We start from the raw sequence: 17,270 nt of genomic DNA on the forward strand, positions 1-17,270 counted from the left end.
GGTGGATCAGTCGACGAATTCGACCGTCACGCCCGCGCTCGTCATCTTGGCAAGCTCGGTGGCGTCCCAGTTGGTCATGCGGATACAGCCGTGGCTCTGGGTCTTGCCGATCTTGGAGGGTTCCGGCGTGCCGTGAATGCCGTAGGTCGGCTTGGAAAGAGCGATCCAGACGGTGCCGACCGGGCCGTTCGGGCCGGGCTGCAAGGTCAGGACCTTGTTGTTGTTGCCCTGCTGGAAATTGATCTTCGGATTGTAGGTATAGCCCGGATTGAGCGCGATGCGCTGGACCGAGACGATGCCGGAAGGCGAGGGCGTATCGGCCGAACCGATGCTGGCCGGGTAGGCGGCGATCAGCGTGCCGTTCGCGTCATAGGCGAGCACCTGCTTGCGACCCTTGTCGGCGAGGATCTTCGCCACCTTGCCGGTCTTCTTCTCGCCGGTATCGACGACCTTGATGAGCGTGCCGGGAATGGTGAAATCGACGCCGGGGTTGATTTCCTTCAGATAGGCCTCGTCCATATGGAACTTTTCGGCCAGCATCTCGCTGGTCGACGTGAAGGAAAGATGCGGCAGGGCCGCCTTGTGCGCATAGTCGTCCGGGATCGAGGCCACATAGGGACCGGCCGCGTCGGCGGCGCTGATCTCATAGGTGGTGAAGGCCATGCCGCCGGAAAGGCGCAGCCGCTCCAGAATATCGTCGGCATTGTTCGGATCGAGCTTTTCGCCCGTCGCGTTCTGCCAGGCTTCGATCGCCTTGGTGACGTTCGAGCCCTTCTTGCCGTCGATCACGCCCGGTGAAAACCCTTCACGGTCGAGGAACACCTGAAGCGCGGTGACTTCTGCGGAGGACATCTTGCCGAGCGCCTGTGCCGGCGCGAATTTCGGGCCGGGCACGAATTCGGCATTCGGATCGACGCCGTTTTCCGGCAGCGCCGCGGTGTCGTCTTCACCGTTGAAATCGGGCAGCGGCTGCGAACCGCCGAAATCAGCGTCTGGCAGCGGCTGCCGTTCGATATCGCCCGGCAGGCCGTTTCGCATTTCCGGCACGGAACTGGTCGTCAGCTCGTCGCCGAAGTCGGATCCAGGCGCCGGCGGAAAATAGTCCGGGTTCATGTCGTCATAACCGCGCGTATCGCGGTAGCGGTCGCGCCGCGGACGATAATCGTCGCCGCGCGCCAGATAGCGGCCGGCCGGCATGGCGGTGGCGACGATATTGCCCCAGTTGTCGACCAGCACGGTGCGGCCGCGATTGTCGCGCGCCCAGCGAACGCTGCCGTCGTCCGGCACGTAGTCGAGGATATCGCCCTGCGGCGATACGAGGATGGTATCGCGGGAAAGGCGGCTCTGGGCATGGGCGGGCGTAAGAGCGAATCCGAGCACGGATGCTGCCGCAAGGAGTGAAATGCTTGTTTTAAATATCGAATTCACGATCTTAGACCTGCCAGATTGCATATGTCGCGCGGACGGAACACTTCAATTCAGACCTTAATATGGAAAATCTGAATCGATGGTGAACGCAACGTCAACGCGTCAGGCAAAAACTTGTGATCGGCCGTGATCGTTCCATGAAAAAATGCGGGCGAATGGGTGTGTCCCGTGGCGTTGCGCGGCTTTTGATCCTAGCATGCTGTCGCCAGATTGCCTCTTGCCGGAGCCCCGGATGACCGTTTCCCTGACCGCCGAAACCTTTCTCCTCGATTTGACGCCGCAGTCGGTGCTGGATGTCGGCAGCGCGGTTTTCCACGGAGTGAACATCGCGCCCGGTTTTGCGATCCCCTCGGATGGCGATCCGCGCATCGACAAGGCGTTGCCGGGGTTCCTGTTTACCTGCGGGCCCGATCACATTCGCCACCCAGTGCCGGTGGAAGGTGCGGCCGACGGGCGGCGCTACCCGCTGCACGGATCGCTTTGCGGCCATCCGGCGCTCGACGTGCTGATCGAGGAGGATGAGAGGGAGACGGTCTGTGAGGGGCGCGTTCCCGTCGCGCTTGCCAATGGCGGGATGGCGGAGCTTGTGCGCCGCTGGCGGAGCGACCGGTCGACCGGCTGCGTCACGCTCGACGACGTCATCGTCAATTCCGGTGATACCGCCTGGCCGTGCTTTGGCATGTACCATATCAATTTCGGCACCGGCCTGTTCGACGAGGAGACGCGGCTGACCGGCGCCATGCTGCCGGGCGGCAGCCTGCCCTGGCGCTTCGACGATGGCGACATGACGATCTTCTGCGTGGCGGCGGCGGAAACGGCGAAGGACGGCTGGGCCGAGATCGCCGTCGGCCCGATCGCCAGCCTCGGCGGGCGCAGCGTGCATATCCGCTTCCGAACCGATACCTTGCCCTATCTCCAGGTCTGGCGGAACCAGTCGCCCGGCTGCGCCGTGTTGGGCATCGAGCCGGTCTCGCATCGCCTGGCCTCCCGCGCGGAACTGATCGCGGCCGGCGAAGCGCCGGATTTTGCGCCGGGCGAGAGCGCCAGCTACTGCCTCGCCTTCGAAGTCCGCTAGATCGAGCGTGATTGACGCTCTGCCGGCGCGGGCTTAAACGGGAGCGCACCCATTTCGGAAAGGACACATCCCATGGACATCCGTGAGATCAACGACGAATATTCCGTCTCCGGCCAGATCACTGTCGAGGACCTCGACGCTATTGCCGCCATGGGCTTCAAGTCCATCGTCTGCCATCGCCCGGACCATGAAGAGGCCGGCCAGCCGGAATTTGCGTCCATCGCCGCCCGCGCGAGCGAACTCGGTATCGAGACGGCCCATGTGCCTGTCGGTCCGATGGGCGTGACGGCGGAAGCAGTGACGGGCATGGTTGACGCGCTCGACGAACTGCCGCGCCCGATGCTCGGCTATTGCCGCTCCGGCATGCGCTCGACGAAGACCTACGAACAGACGCGGCACATTCGCGGCTGACGCCGGGAAGGGGCAGTTCCCCTCCGCCTACCGCGACCTTCTCCCCGCAAGCGGGGCGAAGGTCGCGGTAGAGGGACGAGGGGCTTTCACGCCCTCGCCAGACTACTTCCCGTTGCGGATATCGGACAGCGTGCGCGTCGGCGTGATGGCTTCCGGGTCGAGCTTCACCTCGATGATCGCCGGCTTGCCGCTGGCGCGGGCGCGCAGGAAGGCCGGCGCGAAGTCCTCCGTCTTTTCCACCGTTTCGCCATGGCCGCCATAGGCGACGGCAAGCGCTGCGAAATCGGGATTGGTAAGATCGGTGGCGCTGACGCGGCCCGGATAGTCCCGTTCCTGATGCATGCGGATCGTGCCGTAGATGCCGTTGTTGACGACGACCGTGATGATCGGGAGCTTGTAGCGCACGGCGGTCGCGAATTCCTGTCCGTGCATCATGAAGCAGCCATCGCCGGCAAAGCAGATGACCTCGCGCTCCGGGAAGAGTTGCTTGGCGGCAACCGCCGCCGGCAGGCCGTAGCCCATCGAGCCGGAGGCCGGGGCGGCCTGCGTCGCAAAGCGGCGGAACCGGTGGAAGCGGTGCACCCAGGTGGCATAGTTGCCAGCGCCGTTGGTGAAGATCGTGTCTTCGCCGGTGTTTTTCTCCAGCCAGGCCATGATCGGCCCCATCTGCACGGCGCCGGGGCCGCTTTCAGGCGGCGTCGACCATGTCAGGAAGTTTTCGTGCATGGTGGCGGTGCGGGCGGCCCAGCGCGGTGCGCTCTTCGGCGCGAGCCCTTCGAGCGCGGCGACGAAATCCTCCGGCGCGGCGCAGATCGCAAGATCGGGGCGGTAGACGCGGCCGAGTTCCGAGGGATCGGGATAGACATGCACCAGCTTCTGCTGCGGGTAGGGGCTTTTCAGCAGGCTGTAGGTGGAAGACGGCATTTCGGAATAGCGTCCGCCCAAGAGCAGGACGAGATCGGCCTCGCGGATTTCCTTGCCGAGCGCCGGGTTGATGCCGATGCCGGAATCGCCAGCATAGTTCGGATGCTGGTGATCGAACAGCATCTGCCGGCGGAAGGAGCAGGCGACCGGCAGCGACCAGCGCTCGGCGAAGGCCGTGAAGCCGGTAACGCTCTCCTGCGACCAGCGCGTGCCGCCGAGGATGACGAGCGGGCGTTCGGCCTTTTCGAGGAGGCCGGCCAGTTCTTCCACCTGCTTGCGGCCCGGATGGGCCTCCACCGGCGTATAGGCTCTTGCGGCGACCGTCTCGACTTCGTCCGTCAGCATGTCTTCCGGCAACGCCAGCACGACCGGGCCGGGCCGGCCGGAGGTGGCGACGGCAAAGGCGCGGGTGATGAATTCAGGAATGCGGCGGGCGTCGTCGATCTCGGCAACCCATTTGGCGACCTCGGTGAAGGCGCGGCGGTATTCGACCTCCTGAAAGGCCTCGCGCTCGCGCGCGTCGCGCTGCACCTGGCCGATGAAGAGGATCATCGGGATCGAATCCTGGCGTGCGATATGGAGGCCCGCCGAGGCATTGGTGGCGCCGGGGCCGCGCGTGACCATGCAGATGCCGGGCTGGCCGGTGAGCCGGCCCCAGCAATCGGCCATCATCGCCGCGCCACCTTCCTGCCGGCAGACGAGCACGTCTATATCCGTGTCGTGCAGCGCATCGAGCACCGCGAGGTAGCTTTCTCCCGGCACGCAGGAAACACGCGTGACGCCATTGGCAACGAGGGCGTCGACGATCAGCTGGCCACCGGTCTTCATGCGCTTTTCTTTCCTGCTTCGAGGGTTACGAGTTCCGCCATCACGGCGTCGGTGTGTTCGCCGAGCCGCGGGCTCGGACGGTCGTAGGCAAGCGGGGTGCCGGAAAAGACGATGGGGGTGCGCACGCCGGGGATGAGGTTGCCATCGGCATCCGGCAGGTCGACGCGCAGGCCGCGCGCCTTCACCTGCGGGTCGTCGAAGGTCTCGGCGATGGAGTTGATCGGCCCGGCCGGCACACCCCCGCGCTCGCAGGCCTCCAGCAACGCAGCCTTGGTGATTGCGGCCGTCGCGCCGGTGACGAGGCGGCGCACGTCGTCGCGATGGGCGACGCGGGCGCGGTTGGTGGCAAAGCGCTCGTCGTCCGCCATGCCGTCGAGCTTCAGGATGCCGCAGAGCTTGCGGAACTGCCCGTCATTGCCGACGGCGAGGATGATATGGCCGTCGGATGTCGGCACGACCTCGTAGGGCGAGATGTTCGGATGCGCATTGCCGAGCCGCGCCGGGGCAACGCCGGAGGCGAGGAAGTTCATGTTCTGGTTCGCCATGACGGCGGACTGCACGTCGAGCAGCGCCATGTCGACATGCTGGCCCTTGCCGGTCTTCAGGACATGGATGAGCGCCGCCTGGATGGCGGTGACGGCATAGATGCCGGTGAAGATGTCGGCGATGGCGACGCCGGCCTTCATCGGCTCGCCGTCGGGAGCGCCCGTCACCGACATGAAGCCGGACATGCCCTGCACGATATAGTCGTAGCCGGCGCGGGCGGCATAGGGACCGTCCTGGCCGAAGCCGGTGATCGAGCAATAGACGAGCTTGGGGTGGCTTTTCGCAAGGTTCTGGTAGTCGAGCCCGTATTTGGTCAGCCCGCCGACCTTGAAATTCTCGATGACCACATCGGCGGTTGCGATCAGGCGGTGGACGGTCTCCCGGCCTTCCTCCGTCTTGAGGTCGACGGCGATGGAGCGCTTGCCGCGGTTGGTGGAGTGGTAGTAGGCGGCCGAGAGGTTTTCGCCGTCCTTGCCCGTCACGAAGGGCGGGCCCCAGGCGCGCGTATCGTCGCCGCCATCGGGGTTTTCGATCTTGATGACGTCCGCCCCCATGTCGGCGAGCATCTGCCCGGCCCAGGGGCCGGCGAGAACCCGGGCCAGCTCGATGACACGGATGCCGGCTAGCGGCAGGTTCGGCTTCTCCATCGTGCACTCCCTCCCCGACGCGCGCGCTACGGCGCAGGCCGGGCTTTTACGCCCGTTTTCCCTTGGATAACAAAAAGCTGGCGGGCACGATAGCCGAAGCTGGCCGGGACATCATGACGGCTGCGACTGACATGATGCCGGGCCGTTTTTGCTTTCATCAGATCGGGGCCGAGACGGGCGGGACCGTTGCCGTCTTGTTGATCCGGCGTTCACGCCATATGACGTAGAGGCCGGAGCTGATGATGATGGCGATGCCGAGCCATTTTACCGCGTCCGGCAGGTGCCCGAATACCCACCAGCCGAGGATCGTCGCCGAGACGATCTCCAGATATTGCAGCGGTGCGAGCGTGGAGGCGGGCGCCGAGCGATAGGCATAGACGCCGAGCACGCCGGCAATGGTGGCGGCAACGGCCGCGCCGGCAATATAGAGCGTGTTCGCCATGTCCGGCATGACCGCGGTCAGCGCGGTGATGCCCGCCCGCCCTCCGACAAGAAGAAGCAGGCCTGAAAAGACCGCGCCCCAGAGCCCGGCATAGAACTGCATCGACCAGGGATCCTCCTTCTGCGCGACCAGCCGGGTCAGCAGGAAGAACAGCGCGAGGGAGAAGGCGGCGACGACGGGCAGGAGCGCGATCCAGCCGACCTCCTGCAGGCTCGGCTGGATGACGAGCAGCGAGCCGAGGAAGCCGACGCCGCAGGCCGTGTAGCGCCGCCAGCCGATGGTCTCCTTGAGGAAGATCGAGCCGAGGATCGTCAGGATGATCGGCTCGACGAAGAAGATGGCGATGGCGTCGGCCACTTCCATGACGGCGAGCGGCGTGACGAAGCTGATCATGGTGATGGCCATCAGCAGGCCGCGCGCCGCATGCAGGCCCATCTTCTTCCAGGTCACGTCGAGGAGCGTGCCGCGCATCAGGCAGATCGGCCCCAGCACCGTCATCTGGAAAAGGAGGCGCACGAAGGTGATCTCCGTCGCCGGAACGGTGGTGACGGCGAGTTTTGCGAAAATGTCGATGATCGGCGAGATCAGCACCGAGAGCACCATGAGGAGGAGCCCGAGGCTGACCTCCTGGCGAAGCGGGGGGACGGCAGATGTGTTCATGTCTGTTCCGGGATCCGGTGCCATTCCTCGACAACCCGCCGGCACCAGCCGGCAAAGGCGTCGATGGCGGGATCGCGCAACGCCGGGCTTTCGTTCAGCGTCTCGTGACGCATGCCGCGGTGGACGATCGTCGTGACGTCCTCCAGCTGCGATTTCGCCAACCGCCGGGCAAAGGCCAGCGTCGCCCGGCCGCGCTCCGTCGCCGGATCCTCGTCGCCGCCGACAAGGTGGATCGGCAGCCGCCTGGGCAGCCGGGCAAGCCCTTCGGCGGATGCGTCGGCAAAGGTGGTGGCAAAAATGTCGATCCACAGGGAGACATTGACGTCGAAGCCGCAGAGCGGATCGGCAATGTAGGCATCCACTTCGTCCGCCTCGTGCGACAGCCAGTCGAACGGCGTGCGCCGGCCCGCGATGGACTTGCCCCAGGCATCGAAGGTGAGGCGCGGCAGGACGGCGCTCGGCACGTCGGAGCCCTTCAACATGCGCTCGGCCGCCAGCACGACCTGCGCGATGCGCCCGGCAAGGCCGGGTTCGAGGTTGGAATTCCAGACGGCAAGGGCATCGATATCGGTCGGATGCGCCTGGGCATAGGCGAGGGCCAGAAGCCCGCCCATCGAATGGCCGAACAGCACGACCGGCAGGCCGGTGTGGCGGGCGACCGCATGGTCCCTGACGGCGCGCATGTCCGTGATCACGCGGCTGATGCCGTTGCGCGGCGCAAACTGGCCGCGCGGTGCATCCGGCGCCGTCGTGAAGCCATGGCCGCGATGGTCGTGGGCATAGACATGAAAGCCATCCTTCGCCATGCGCGCGGCGAAAGCCGCATAACGCGCGCTGTGCTCGGCAAGGCCGTGGCTGACGAGGAGGATGCCGCGCGCATCCGCACACGCCGGCTCATGGCGCAACGCCAGCGTCGCTCCGCTTGGGGTCTTCAGCGTCTCGGCCTTGGAAAACACCGCCGTTCCTCCGTTTGGCAAACGTCAACGCGATTTGCCGTGGAAAGACAATGGGATGCGGCGTGTATTTTTTGCTTGCCTCCCGTATTTCGGGATTTTGCCGATTTACGGTTGCAAATTTCTCGTTTTTGGATGTATATGATCTTGCTTTGTTCTCATTCGGGAGCCAGTCATGAAGACGAAAGCTGCATTTTCCTTTCTTGTCGCAGGCATCTCCTTTTTCATCGCGGCCGGGCTTGCCCTGGCGCAATCCGCACCGACGGGCGGCGGGACGCAGGAAGTCCTCTCCGTCAGCTGGCAGCCCGGTTATTGCGCGGCGCGGCCGAAGAGCCGCGGTTGTGCGGATTTCTCCACCACGTCAACGGCCGCCAGACAATTCTCGCTGCATAGCCGCTTCCAGCTGCGCAAGAGCTATTGCGGCATCGAGGCAGGGCTGAAGCAGCGGGCACGCAAGGGCAAATGGACGGATCTTCCGGATATCACGCTCGCCTCGGCCACAAAGGAGCGCCTGCTGGCGGCCATGCCCGCCGCACGCCTTGGCCTCGACCGGCAGCAATGGCTGAGAAGCGGTAGCTGCGTCGCCGCCTCGGCGGAAGCCTATTACGGCCGCTCTCTCGACCTGCTCGACCAGCTCAACGCCTCGCCGGTGCGGGCGCTCTTTTCCGGCAAGGCCGGCGGCACCGTGACGCTCGCGGACGTCCGCGCGGCATTCGATGCGGCCTTCGGTCCGGGAGCGGGCGAGCGGGTCCGTCTTTCCTGCCGCAAGGCGGGCGACAGGACCATCGTCGTCGGCCTCACCATCGGTCTTGCAGCCGGCGAGGGGCTGCTGCCGGCCCTGATCGAGGGATCCTCCCCTACGAAATCGCGCTGCGCGGAGGGGATTACCGGTGCCGGGCCTGCCGGATAGTTCGCTGGAGGATGGGGATCATACGCTCCTGTGCGGATGGGACTTGCCCGCGGAACGGCCTTCATGGAAGGCACTTGCGGCTCAAAGGGGGGCTGCGGAGACGTGTCGGACGGCGGCCGCCTGTGTGCCGCGGCTTTCATTGATTGCCGCGGGCAGAGAATTCGCCTACATAGCGGGCAAATTTCCTGCGAATGCGGAGTACACGCTTAATGGCACGTCAGTTCATCTACCACATGTCGGGGCTCAACAAGTCCTACGGCGCCAAGAAAATCCTCGAAAACGTCAACCTGTCTTTCTATCCCGATGCCAAGATCGGTATCCTCGGCCCGAACGGCGCCGGCAAGTCGACGGTGCTGCGCATCATCGCCGGTCAGGACAAGGAATATACCGGTGAAGCCTGGCTCGCCGATGGCGCGACCGTCGGTTACCTGGAGCAGGAGCCGCATCTCGATCCGAACAAGACGGCCTTCGAGAACGTCATGGAAGGTGTGGCCGACAAGCAGGCCGTGCTCGACCGCTACAACGAACTGATGATGAACTATTCCGACGAGACGGCGGACGAGGGCGCGAAGCTCCAGGATATCATCGACAGCCAGAACCTCTGGGACCTCGAACAGCAGGTCGAGATGGCGATGGAAGCCCTGCGCTGCCCTCCGAAGGACGCCGACGTCACGGTGCTGTCGGGTGGTGAGCGCCGCCGTATCGCGCTCTGCCGCCTGCTTCTGTCGCAGCCGGACCTGCTGCTGCTCGACGAACCGACCAACCACCTCGACGCCGAAACCATCGCCTGGCTGGAAAAGCACCTGCGCGATTATCCGGGCGCCGTCATGATGATCACCCACGACCGCTACTTCCTCGACAATGTGACGGGCTGGATTCTCGAGCTCGACCGCGGCCGCGGCATTCCCTACGAAGGGAACTACTCTGCCTACCTGCAGGCCAAGGCAAAGCGCATGAAGCAGGAAAGCCGCGAGGAAGCCGGGCGCCAGAAGGCGCTGTCGCGCGAACAGGAGTGGATCGCTTCCAGCCCGAAGGCGCGTCAGGCCAAGTCCAAGGCCCGTATCAAGGCGTACGAACAGCTGGTCGATGCGGCCGAAAACATCCGGCCCGGCGACGCCCAGATCATCATCCCGGTCTCCGAGCGCCTCGGCAACGTGGTCATCGAACTGGAAGGCATCAAGAAGGGCTTTGAGGGTCGCACGCTGATCAACGACCTGTCGATCAAGCTGCCGCCGGGCGGCATCGTCGGCATCATCGGTCCGAACGGCGCCGGCAAGTCGACGCTGTTCAAGATGATCACGGGCCAGGAGCAGCCCGATGCCGGCACGGTGCGCATCGGCGACACCGTCCAGCTCGGTTATGTCGACCAGAGCCGCGATGCGCTTGATGGCAACAAAACCGTCTGGGAGGAAATCTCCGGCGGTGCCGAAGTCATCAAGCTCGGCAAGTTCGACATGAACTCCAGAGCCTATTGCGGCGCCTTCAACTTCAAGGGCGGCGACCAGCAGCAGAAGGTCGGCAACCTGTCCGGCGGCCAGCGCAACCGCGTGCACCTCGCCAAGATGCTGAAGGCCGGCGGCAACGTGCTGCTGCTCGACGAACCGACGAACGACCTCGATACGGAAACGCTGGGTGCACTTGAAAGCGCGCTCGAGAACTTCGCCGGCTGCGCAATCATCATCAGCCACGATCGCATGTTCCTCGACCGTCTCGCCACGCATATCCTGGCCTTTGAAGGCGACGGCCATGTCGAGTGGTTCGAAGGCAACTTCGAGGACTACGAGGAGGACAAGGTGCGCCGGCTTGGTCCCGACGCCCTCAACCCCGGCAGTCAGGCCTACAAGCGCCTGACCCGCTGACCGAAAGCGTCATCGCCCTTTTGAAAAACCCCGGTTCGCCGGGGTTTTTCTTTGGGCCTGTTGATGGGAAGATCGGCGACACGGATTGGCTCTTGCGCGACGCAAGTTAATCACATAAACATATCTTTATGTCTTGATTGGAAAGACCATGGGCGACATGCAGAAACTCGGACTGGACGACATCGTGGAGATCCTGAAGGCGGCGGGCGAACCGACGCGCCTTCGCCTGCTCGCGCTGCTGTCGCATGGCGACCTGACCGTGACGGATCTCACCGATATCCTCGGCCAGTCCCAGCCGCGCATTTCGCGCCATCTGAAGCTGCTGGCGGAAGCGGCCCTGGTCGACCGCTACCAGGAAGGCGCCTGGGCGTTCTTCCGGCTGAGCCAGGGCGGCCCCGCCGTCTCGCTCGCCCGCCAGCTTCTCGATGCCGCCGAGCCGGCCGATGCGGTCTTTGCCCGTGACGACGAGCGTCTGCGTGCGCTCAAGAAGATCCGCTCGGACAAGGCGCAGGCCTATTTCAGTCGCAACGCTGCGGAATGGGACGCGATGCGTCGTCTCCATGTCAGCGAGGCGGAGGTGGAAGCACGGCTTGCCCGGATGATCGGCACCGAGCCGGTCGATGCCTTCCTCGATCTCGGCACGGGTACCGGGCGCATCCTCCAGCTCTTCGAGGGGCTTTACCGGCGCGGCGTCGGTGTCGATGCCAGCCGTGACATGCTGGCGGTCGCCAGGGCCAATCTCGATCGCGCCGGCATCACCAAGGCCTCGATCCGCCACGGCGATATCTTCAATCTGCCGCTGGAGCGCGACGAGTTCGACGTCGTGACGATCCACCAGGTGTTGCATTTCCTTGACGAGCCCGATGCGGCGATCGCCGAGGCGGCGCGCATGCTGGCGCCCGGCGGCCGTCTAGCCATCATCGATCTTGCGCCGCACACGCTGGAGCACCTGCGCGACGAGCACGCCCATATCCGCCTCGGCTTCTCGCACCAGACGCTCTCCGAGTGGCTGGAAAAGGCGGGGCTCGCCGTCGAGGAGGTCGTCGACCTCACACCCGCGCATTCGGCTGCCGATGCGCTCACCGTCACCATCTGGCTTGCCCGCGACCAGCGCGAACAGGCAGCCGACCCTATCGCGATCCGCAGGAGGAGTTGACATGAAACCGGCGACCGCCACGAGAGCCCACAAGGACGTCCGTCTGTCTTTCGAATTCTTCCCGCCCAAATCGGCGGAGGCCGAAGGCCAGCTCTGGGAGACGGCCGCCGCGCTTTCGGCCTATGCGCCGGGTTTCATGTCGGTCACCTATGGCGCTGGCGGCTCCACCAAGGAGCCGACGCTGGCGACCGTGCGTCATCTGCTGAAGATGGGCCTGCCCGCCGCCTCGCACCTCACCTGCGTCGGTGCGACGAAGGAGGAGGTGCATGCTGTTGTCGCCGAGTTCCAGGCCGTCGGCGTCAAGCATTTCGTGGCGCTGCGCGGTGATCCGCCGGGCGGCGTCGGCGCGGCCTATCAACCCCATCCCGGCGGCTATGCCAATGCTGCGGAACTGACCGCCGGCCTGCGCACGCTCGCCGATTTCGAGGTTTCCGTTTCCGCCTATCCGGAAAAGCATCCGCAAAGCCCGGATGTCGCGGCGGATATCGATATGCTGAAGCGCAAGGTGGATGGCGGGGCGACGCGCGCGCTGACGCAGTTCTTCTTCGAGAACGACGATTTCGAACGCTATCTCGAGCGGGTGCGCAAGGCGGGCATCTCCATTCCGGTCGTGCCGGGCATCCTGCCGGTGCACAATCTCTCGCAGGTCCAGAAATTCGCCGGCCTCTGCGGCGCGTCGGTGCCCGGCTGGCTTGCCGATCGTCTCGGCCCCTTCGACGACCGGCCGAACGAGCGGGCGGCCGTCGCAGTGGAATTGGCGATACGCCAGGTGAACGACCTCATCGACCGCGGCATCAGCGAGTTCCATTTCTACACGATGAACCGGGCGGCGATGGTTTCGGCGGTTTGCGATGGTGTCGGTTTTGCGAAGATCGACCAAAGCCGGGCCGCAGGCGCGGCTGCCTGACGCTCGCCCGGGTCGGAAATTCGCAGCGCCCAATAAAAAATGCATGGCGCCGTCTCCGGGCCATGCATTTTTTCTAATGGGTTTCGGCAGGGTTTGTTGCTCTTGTCCCTGACCTCTCTGCCTCGCTTGGATCGCCTCAGATGAAAATCATCGTTGCGATGAAGAGGAACGCTGCACTGATCATCAGAACATTCAAGGAATGTGTGAGTCCCATGGGCTTGCCTCCTTGCGTCTACGGTCCAATAATACGACCGAAAAATGCGGGTTGGAAAGGTGTTTTGTTGCTGCGTTGCAACATCCTAGCTCTCCCGATAGTTTATTCACAGCGCTAATCTGCTGAATTTACTGATTTTTTATGCGCGCCACAGAAAAATCACAATCCCTACCAAATGACGAATGCCGACATTGTGCATTTACCTTTGTGGCGCAAATCGGGTTCGCAAACCCGCGTATTGCCATGAAACGGCCTGAAACGCGCGTTGTTCCCGAAGATGTTCAGGCGGTGCGGAATCGGGCCAAAACGCGCCCGTCGAGCACCACAAGGCCCAGCAGCACCAGCACCATGCCGAGGACGCCGAGCGGCGTCAGCGTTTCGCCGAGAAACAGCATGCCGGCGAGAATCGCGCTGGGTGGCACGAGCAGGGTGACCAGCGAGGTATTGGTCGCACCCGCCGCCGCCATGATCCGGAAAAACAGGATGTAGCCGTAGGCGGTGGAGACGAGCGCCAGCGCCAGCACGGCGAGGATGGCCGACAGCGGGGGCAGGGGAAGCTGCCAGGGCGAATCAAGAAGCAGGGAGGCCGGCAGCATCAATAGCGTCGAGGCGGTGAGCTGGCCGGCGGCGATGACCGGCGGGGCGGTGCCGCGGAAGCGCTTGCCGTAGGTGGCGGCGAAACCGTAGGAGACGGCGGCAAGCACCGGCAGGATGACCGCCCAGAGCGGCGGGCCGCCATCGCCCGTGAACGGCGCCAGTGCACGCGGGCCGATCAGCACCGCCGTGCCGACGAGGCCGATGAGGCAGCCGGCGATCTTCGCCGGCGAGAGCTTCTCATCCGAGGTCATCCGGTTGGCGATGAGCACGGTGAAGATCGGCGTCGTCGCGTTGAGGATGGAGGCAAGGCCCGCACCGATCTGTGTCTGGCCGAGGAAGATCAGCATGTGCGGCACGGCGTTGTTGATGAGGCCGAGCAGCAGGAATTCGCGCCAGCGGGCGCGCAGTGTCGCGTAGATGTCCATGCGCCCGGCGATATAGATGTGGAGCGCAAGGGCTGCGATGCCGACGCGCAGCAGCACGAGGGTCGCCGGCGGCACATAGGCGACGGCGACGCGGGCAAAGAAGAACGAGCCGCCCCAGATCATGCCGAGGAGCGCCAGCAGGCCCCAGATCTGGGCGCTCATGCGCGTTGCAATGGCCGGCTGATCCATGCGTTCCCTCCCAGGAGCATCCAGCCGGCGGCGTGGATGCGGCAAGACAAAAGCAAGCGGCGCATGTCGGTTCGACCGGACATGCGCCACTCAGGTCTCAGGGGAAACTATAGCACCGGACGGCGGTCAGCCACCCGATTTCCGTCAGAGGGCGGAGAGCAGGGCCTGCGTTGCCCAGCCGTCGGCGGGCATGCCGAGGCGCAGCTGTTCCTTCTGGATCGCCGCGCGCGTGCCGGAGCCCAGAATGCCGTCGATTTTGCCGACGTCATGGCCCTGACCCTGCAGCTTGGTCTGGAGCTGCTTCATTGCGTCTTCCGAAAGGCCTTCCTCCGGGGCGCCGCGCTCATAGGGTGGCGTGCCGGCAAGGCGCGTCGCGAAATAGGCGGCGGACGTCGTGTAGATGAAGGACTGGTTCCATTCGAGGTAGATGTTGAAGTTCGGGTAGGTGATGAAGGCCGGGCCCTTGCGGCCCTGCGGCAGCACCAGCGAGGCTTCGAGATTGCCGAAGGATGTGTCGCCATCGCGCGGCTTGACGCCGAGGGCGAACCAGTCGCCGGCCTTCATGCCCGATTGCAGGCCGGTCTTCTCGAAGGGCAGCACGTCCGGTACGGAAACTTCCTGGATCCACGGCTGGCCCTTGGTGAAGCCGAGATGCTGGATGAATTTCGCGGCGGTCAGGATGGCGTCGGGCGAGCTTTTCTTGACGTCGATATGGTTGTCGCCGTCGCCGTCCACGCCGAATTCGATGATGTCCTTCGGCAGCATCTGTACCTGGCCGACTTCGCCGGCCCAGGCGCCCGTCGTGCCGTTCGGGTCGAGATCGCCATGGCCGACCATTTCGATGGCGGCGAGAAGCTGCGGCCGGAAGAGTTCCGGACGGCGGCAGTCGTGCGAAAGCGTCACGAGGGCGTTGCGGGTGTTGAAATCACCCTGCACGGCGCCGAAATCGGTCTCCATCGCCCAGAAGGCGGCAATGATCGGGCCGGGCACGCCGAATTCCTGCTCGGCGCGGGCGAAGACGGAGCCAAGGTCCTTCAGCTTCTTGCGGCCGATATCGAGGCGCGACTGGCTGACCGTGCGCTTGGAGAATTCGAGGAAGGTCTGGCGGAAGACGCCCTGGGCGCGGTCGCGCGACAATACCTTCGGGTCGATGGCGGCACCGGCAAGCGCCCGGTCGGCGACCTCGGCGGAAACGCCGCGGGTCAGCGCTTCGGCCTTCACGCCTTGCAGGAAGGCGTTGAAATCACCGCCGCAGGCGGCTGCCGTCTGGGCGTGCGCGCCGCCAGCGAGAAGAAATGCCGTGAGGCTTGCCGCAAGTGTCGTCTTCAGGTTCGGCCGCATCCGGGTGCTCCTTGGGTCTGTTGCTTGCCCGGCTGTCTCAGATGAATGTGACGGAAGCAAGAAGAAAAAGGCAGCAGCGGCGTGCGGTCACTCCTTCTCACGCAATTGTTGCTGAGATCAGCGAGAAACCGAGGAGACCCACTTGTTCCAGTTCTTCGTGGAGCCGGCGAAGACATTGATGTCCGTGTCTCCGGAGATGCCCGGTACGACCCCCGTCGAGGTATATTGCCAGAACGCCCATTTGCGCGCGGCGTAGATGTTCTCCGGATGGTTGGCGACCGAACGAAGCCAGAAATGGTATTTCTCGAAATGGCCGACGAGGTTTTCGCGATGGAAATCCACCGTCGTGTAGATGATCGGCCGCTTGCCGTAATGCGCCTCCAGGCGATCCATGAAGCGTTGCAGCGAGGCGCGAACCTCGTCCGCCGGCGGGCGCAGCTTGCAGGTCGGCGAGGCGGCGTTCCATTCGGCATCCAGCACCGGCGGCAGCTGCACGGCCGCCTTCGGCACATTGGCGATGAACCAGTCGGCCTGTGCGTCCGCCGTCGAGCAGAAATAATAGAAATGGTAGGGCGCATGGGAGACGCCGGCGGCGCGCGCGCCGCGCCAGTATTCGGCAAAGCGGCTGTCCAGCCGGTCGGTGCCCTCGGTTGCCTTCAGGAAGGCAAAGGATACGCCGCTCTTCTTGACGGAGTGCCAGTCGATGTCGCCATTCCATTTGGAGACGTCGATGCCGTGCACCTCATGGCGATGCGGGGTGCGCGCGCCGAAATCCTGCGGGTCCTTGTCCGCGAAGCGCGGCGGAACCGATGCAGTGGACACCAGATCGTAGTCGGTGGTGGAACAGGACGTGGCGAGAAAGGCGAGGGGCAGCAATGCCAGAATGAGCCGACGCATGGAGGTCCCGTTGTTGCGCGTTTTCCAATCCTGCCTCGAATGGGGCGGGCCGTAAAGGGGGGCGCGCGAGACCGGTCTGTGACCTATCGCGTATCTTCGTAAAATTATGGTTAGCGCGAGGTTAAGCCGGGGCGAAAGGACCGCCCCGGCCTAATCCGTCAGAACTTCATGCTGACGCCGACCATGATGGAGTGCGAATCGATATCGCCATCCAGGCCAGCGGCGCCGAACATGTCGGACTTGCTGTAGTCGCTGTAGCGATATTCGACGCGCCCGATCATGCTGTCGGTGAAGGCCTGCTCCACGCCGGCGCCGAGCGTCCAGCCATGCAGGGTTTCGCCTTCGCTTGCGCCGGTGTTCACGTCTTCAAGCTTGGCATGCGTGAAGGCATAGCCGCCGGTGCCGTAGATCAGCGTCCGGTCGATGGCATAGCCGAGACGCGCGCGAACGGAACCGCCCCACGTCGTCTCCGTTTCCAGCGTCGTTCCGCCTGAGGCGAAGCGCTCGTCGTTGAAGTCGCGCTTGACGTCGGCTTCAACGCCATACACCCATGCGTCGTTGGATATATTGTAGCCGGCATAGCCGCCGAGGACGAAGCCGCCGAGGTCGCGGTTAATGGCGGAGACGCCATCCGAATACTCGGCCCCCGTCCAGGCATAGCCGGTGTTCACGCCGACATAGAAGCCTCCCCAATCGTAGATGCCCGATACTTCGGTGATCGGGGTTTCCACCGGCGGTTCTGCTATGGTCATGTCGGCCGCAAAAGCGGGAATTGCGCCCGCTGTCAGCAGGATGCCAGCGGCACCGAAAATTATCGATTTCATGTGATTGTCCTTTTCACTCGATACCCGCGCGAAGCCC

At 64.4% G+C, this 17,270-nt stretch carries 15 protein-coding genes; 6 read left to right on the forward strand and 9 right to left on the reverse strand.

The genetic code is table 11. From position 1 onward, the window contains the following. Nucleotides 1–6: 6 nt before the first annotated feature. A complete protein-coding gene (locus tag WA950_RS09025) occupies nucleotides 7–1,452 on the reverse strand; it encodes a L,D-transpeptidase family protein (protein WP_424551375.1) in 1,446 nt (481 codons plus the stop codon). A 208-nt stretch (nucleotides 1,453–1,660) separates the two neighbouring features. Between WA950_RS09025 and WA950_RS09030 the strand changes: the two genes are divergently transcribed. Further along, nucleotides 1,661–2,503, forward strand: coding sequence for a DUF4432 family protein (locus WA950_RS09030; protein ID WP_424551376.1), 843 nt, complete (start codon nucleotides 1,661–1,663; stop codon nucleotides 2,501–2,503). 72 nt (nucleotides 2,504–2,575) lie between these two features. Beyond that, on the forward strand, nucleotides 2,576–2,914 hold the full coding sequence (locus WA950_RS09035; protein WP_424551377.1) for a TIGR01244 family sulfur transferase: 339 nt from the start codon (nucleotides 2,576–2,578) through the stop codon (nucleotides 2,912–2,914). 102 nt (nucleotides 2,915–3,016) lie between these two features. On the opposite strand, the gene WA950_RS09040 is transcribed toward WA950_RS09035, so the two are convergent. From WA950_RS09040 to WA950_RS09055, 4 genes are all read right to left on the reverse strand, one after another. After that, nucleotides 3,017–4,666, reverse strand: coding sequence for a thiamine pyrophosphate-binding protein (locus WA950_RS09040; protein WP_424551378.1), 1,650 nt, complete (start codon nucleotides 4,664–4,666; stop codon nucleotides 3,017–3,019). Next, the gene (locus WA950_RS09045) at nucleotides 4,663–5,859 is read right to left on the reverse strand and encodes a CaiB/BaiF CoA transferase family protein (protein ID WP_424551379.1); all 1,197 of its coding nucleotides are present in this window, start codon (nucleotides 5,857–5,859) and stop codon (nucleotides 4,663–4,665) included. Before WA950_RS09045 ends, WA950_RS09040 begins: the two co-directional genes overlap by 4 nt. Before the next feature lie 157 nt (nucleotides 5,860–6,016). Next, complete coding sequence (locus WA950_RS09050; RefSeq protein WP_424551380.1) at nucleotides 6,017–6,961, reverse strand: DMT family transporter; 945 nt, start codon at nucleotides 6,959–6,961, stop codon at nucleotides 6,017–6,019. Then, complete coding sequence (locus WA950_RS09055) at nucleotides 6,958–7,917, reverse strand: alpha/beta fold hydrolase (protein WP_424551381.1); 960 nt, start codon at nucleotides 7,915–7,917, stop codon at nucleotides 6,958–6,960. The genes WA950_RS09050 and WA950_RS09055 overlap by 4 nt, the downstream gene beginning before the upstream one ends. 172 nt (nucleotides 7,918–8,089) lie before the next feature. On the opposite strand from WA950_RS09055, the gene WA950_RS09060 reads away from it, so the two are divergent. The 4 genes from WA950_RS09060 (at nucleotide 8,090) to metF (ending at nucleotide 12,746) form a co-directional block, all read left to right on the forward strand. Then, nucleotides 8,090–8,824 carry a ribonuclease gene (locus tag WA950_RS09060; RefSeq protein WP_424551382.1) on the forward strand — a complete coding sequence of 245 codons (735 nt, stop codon included), beginning with the start codon at nucleotides 8,090–8,092 and terminating at the stop codon, nucleotides 8,822–8,824. 209 nt (nucleotides 8,825–9,033) lie between these two features. Further along, nucleotides 9,034–10,683, forward strand: a complete 1,650-nt coding sequence (ettA, locus tag WA950_RS09065) for an energy-dependent translational throttle protein EttA (RefSeq protein WP_424551383.1) — start codon at nucleotides 9,034–9,036, stop codon at nucleotides 10,681–10,683. A gap of 148 nt (nucleotides 10,684–10,831) precedes the next feature. Beyond that, a complete protein-coding gene (locus WA950_RS09070; protein ID WP_424551384.1) occupies nucleotides 10,832–11,839 on the forward strand; it encodes an ArsR/SmtB family transcription factor in 1,008 nt (335 codons plus the stop codon). Nucleotide 11,840: 1 nt separating this feature from the next. Further along, complete coding sequence (gene metF, locus WA950_RS09075; RefSeq protein ID WP_424551385.1) at nucleotides 11,841–12,746, forward strand: methylenetetrahydrofolate reductase [NAD(P)H]; 906 nt, start codon at nucleotides 11,841–11,843, stop codon at nucleotides 12,744–12,746. 495 nt (nucleotides 12,747–13,241) lie between these two features. Here the strand turns inward: metF and WA950_RS09080 are convergent, their stop codons facing one another. From WA950_RS09080 to WA950_RS09095, 4 genes are all read right to left on the reverse strand, one after another. Then, entirely contained in the window at nucleotides 13,242–14,171 is a 930-nt protein-coding gene (locus WA950_RS09080) for a DMT family transporter (protein WP_424551386.1), read from the reverse strand. 144 nt (nucleotides 14,172–14,315) lie between these two features. Continuing rightward, entirely contained in the window at nucleotides 14,316–15,512 is a 1,197-nt protein-coding gene (locus WA950_RS09085) for a lytic murein transglycosylase (RefSeq protein ID WP_424551387.1), read from the reverse strand. A 117-nt stretch (nucleotides 15,513–15,629) separates the two neighbouring features. Next, nucleotides 15,630–16,409, reverse strand: coding sequence for a GH25 family lysozyme (locus tag WA950_RS09090; protein ID WP_424551388.1), 780 nt, complete (start codon nucleotides 16,407–16,409; stop codon nucleotides 15,630–15,632). 158 nt (nucleotides 16,410–16,567) lie between these two features. Further along, nucleotides 16,568–17,233: an outer membrane protein gene (locus WA950_RS09095; protein WP_424551389.1), complete on the reverse strand. Its 666-nt coding sequence runs from the start codon at nucleotides 17,231–17,233 to the stop codon at nucleotides 16,568–16,570. Between the last annotated feature and the right edge of the window lie 37 nt (nucleotides 17,234–17,270).

Origin of the sequence: Shinella sp., from assembly GCF_049651085.1 — a bacterium.
GTDB lineage: Bacteria > Pseudomonadota > Alphaproteobacteria > Rhizobiales > Rhizobiaceae > Shinella.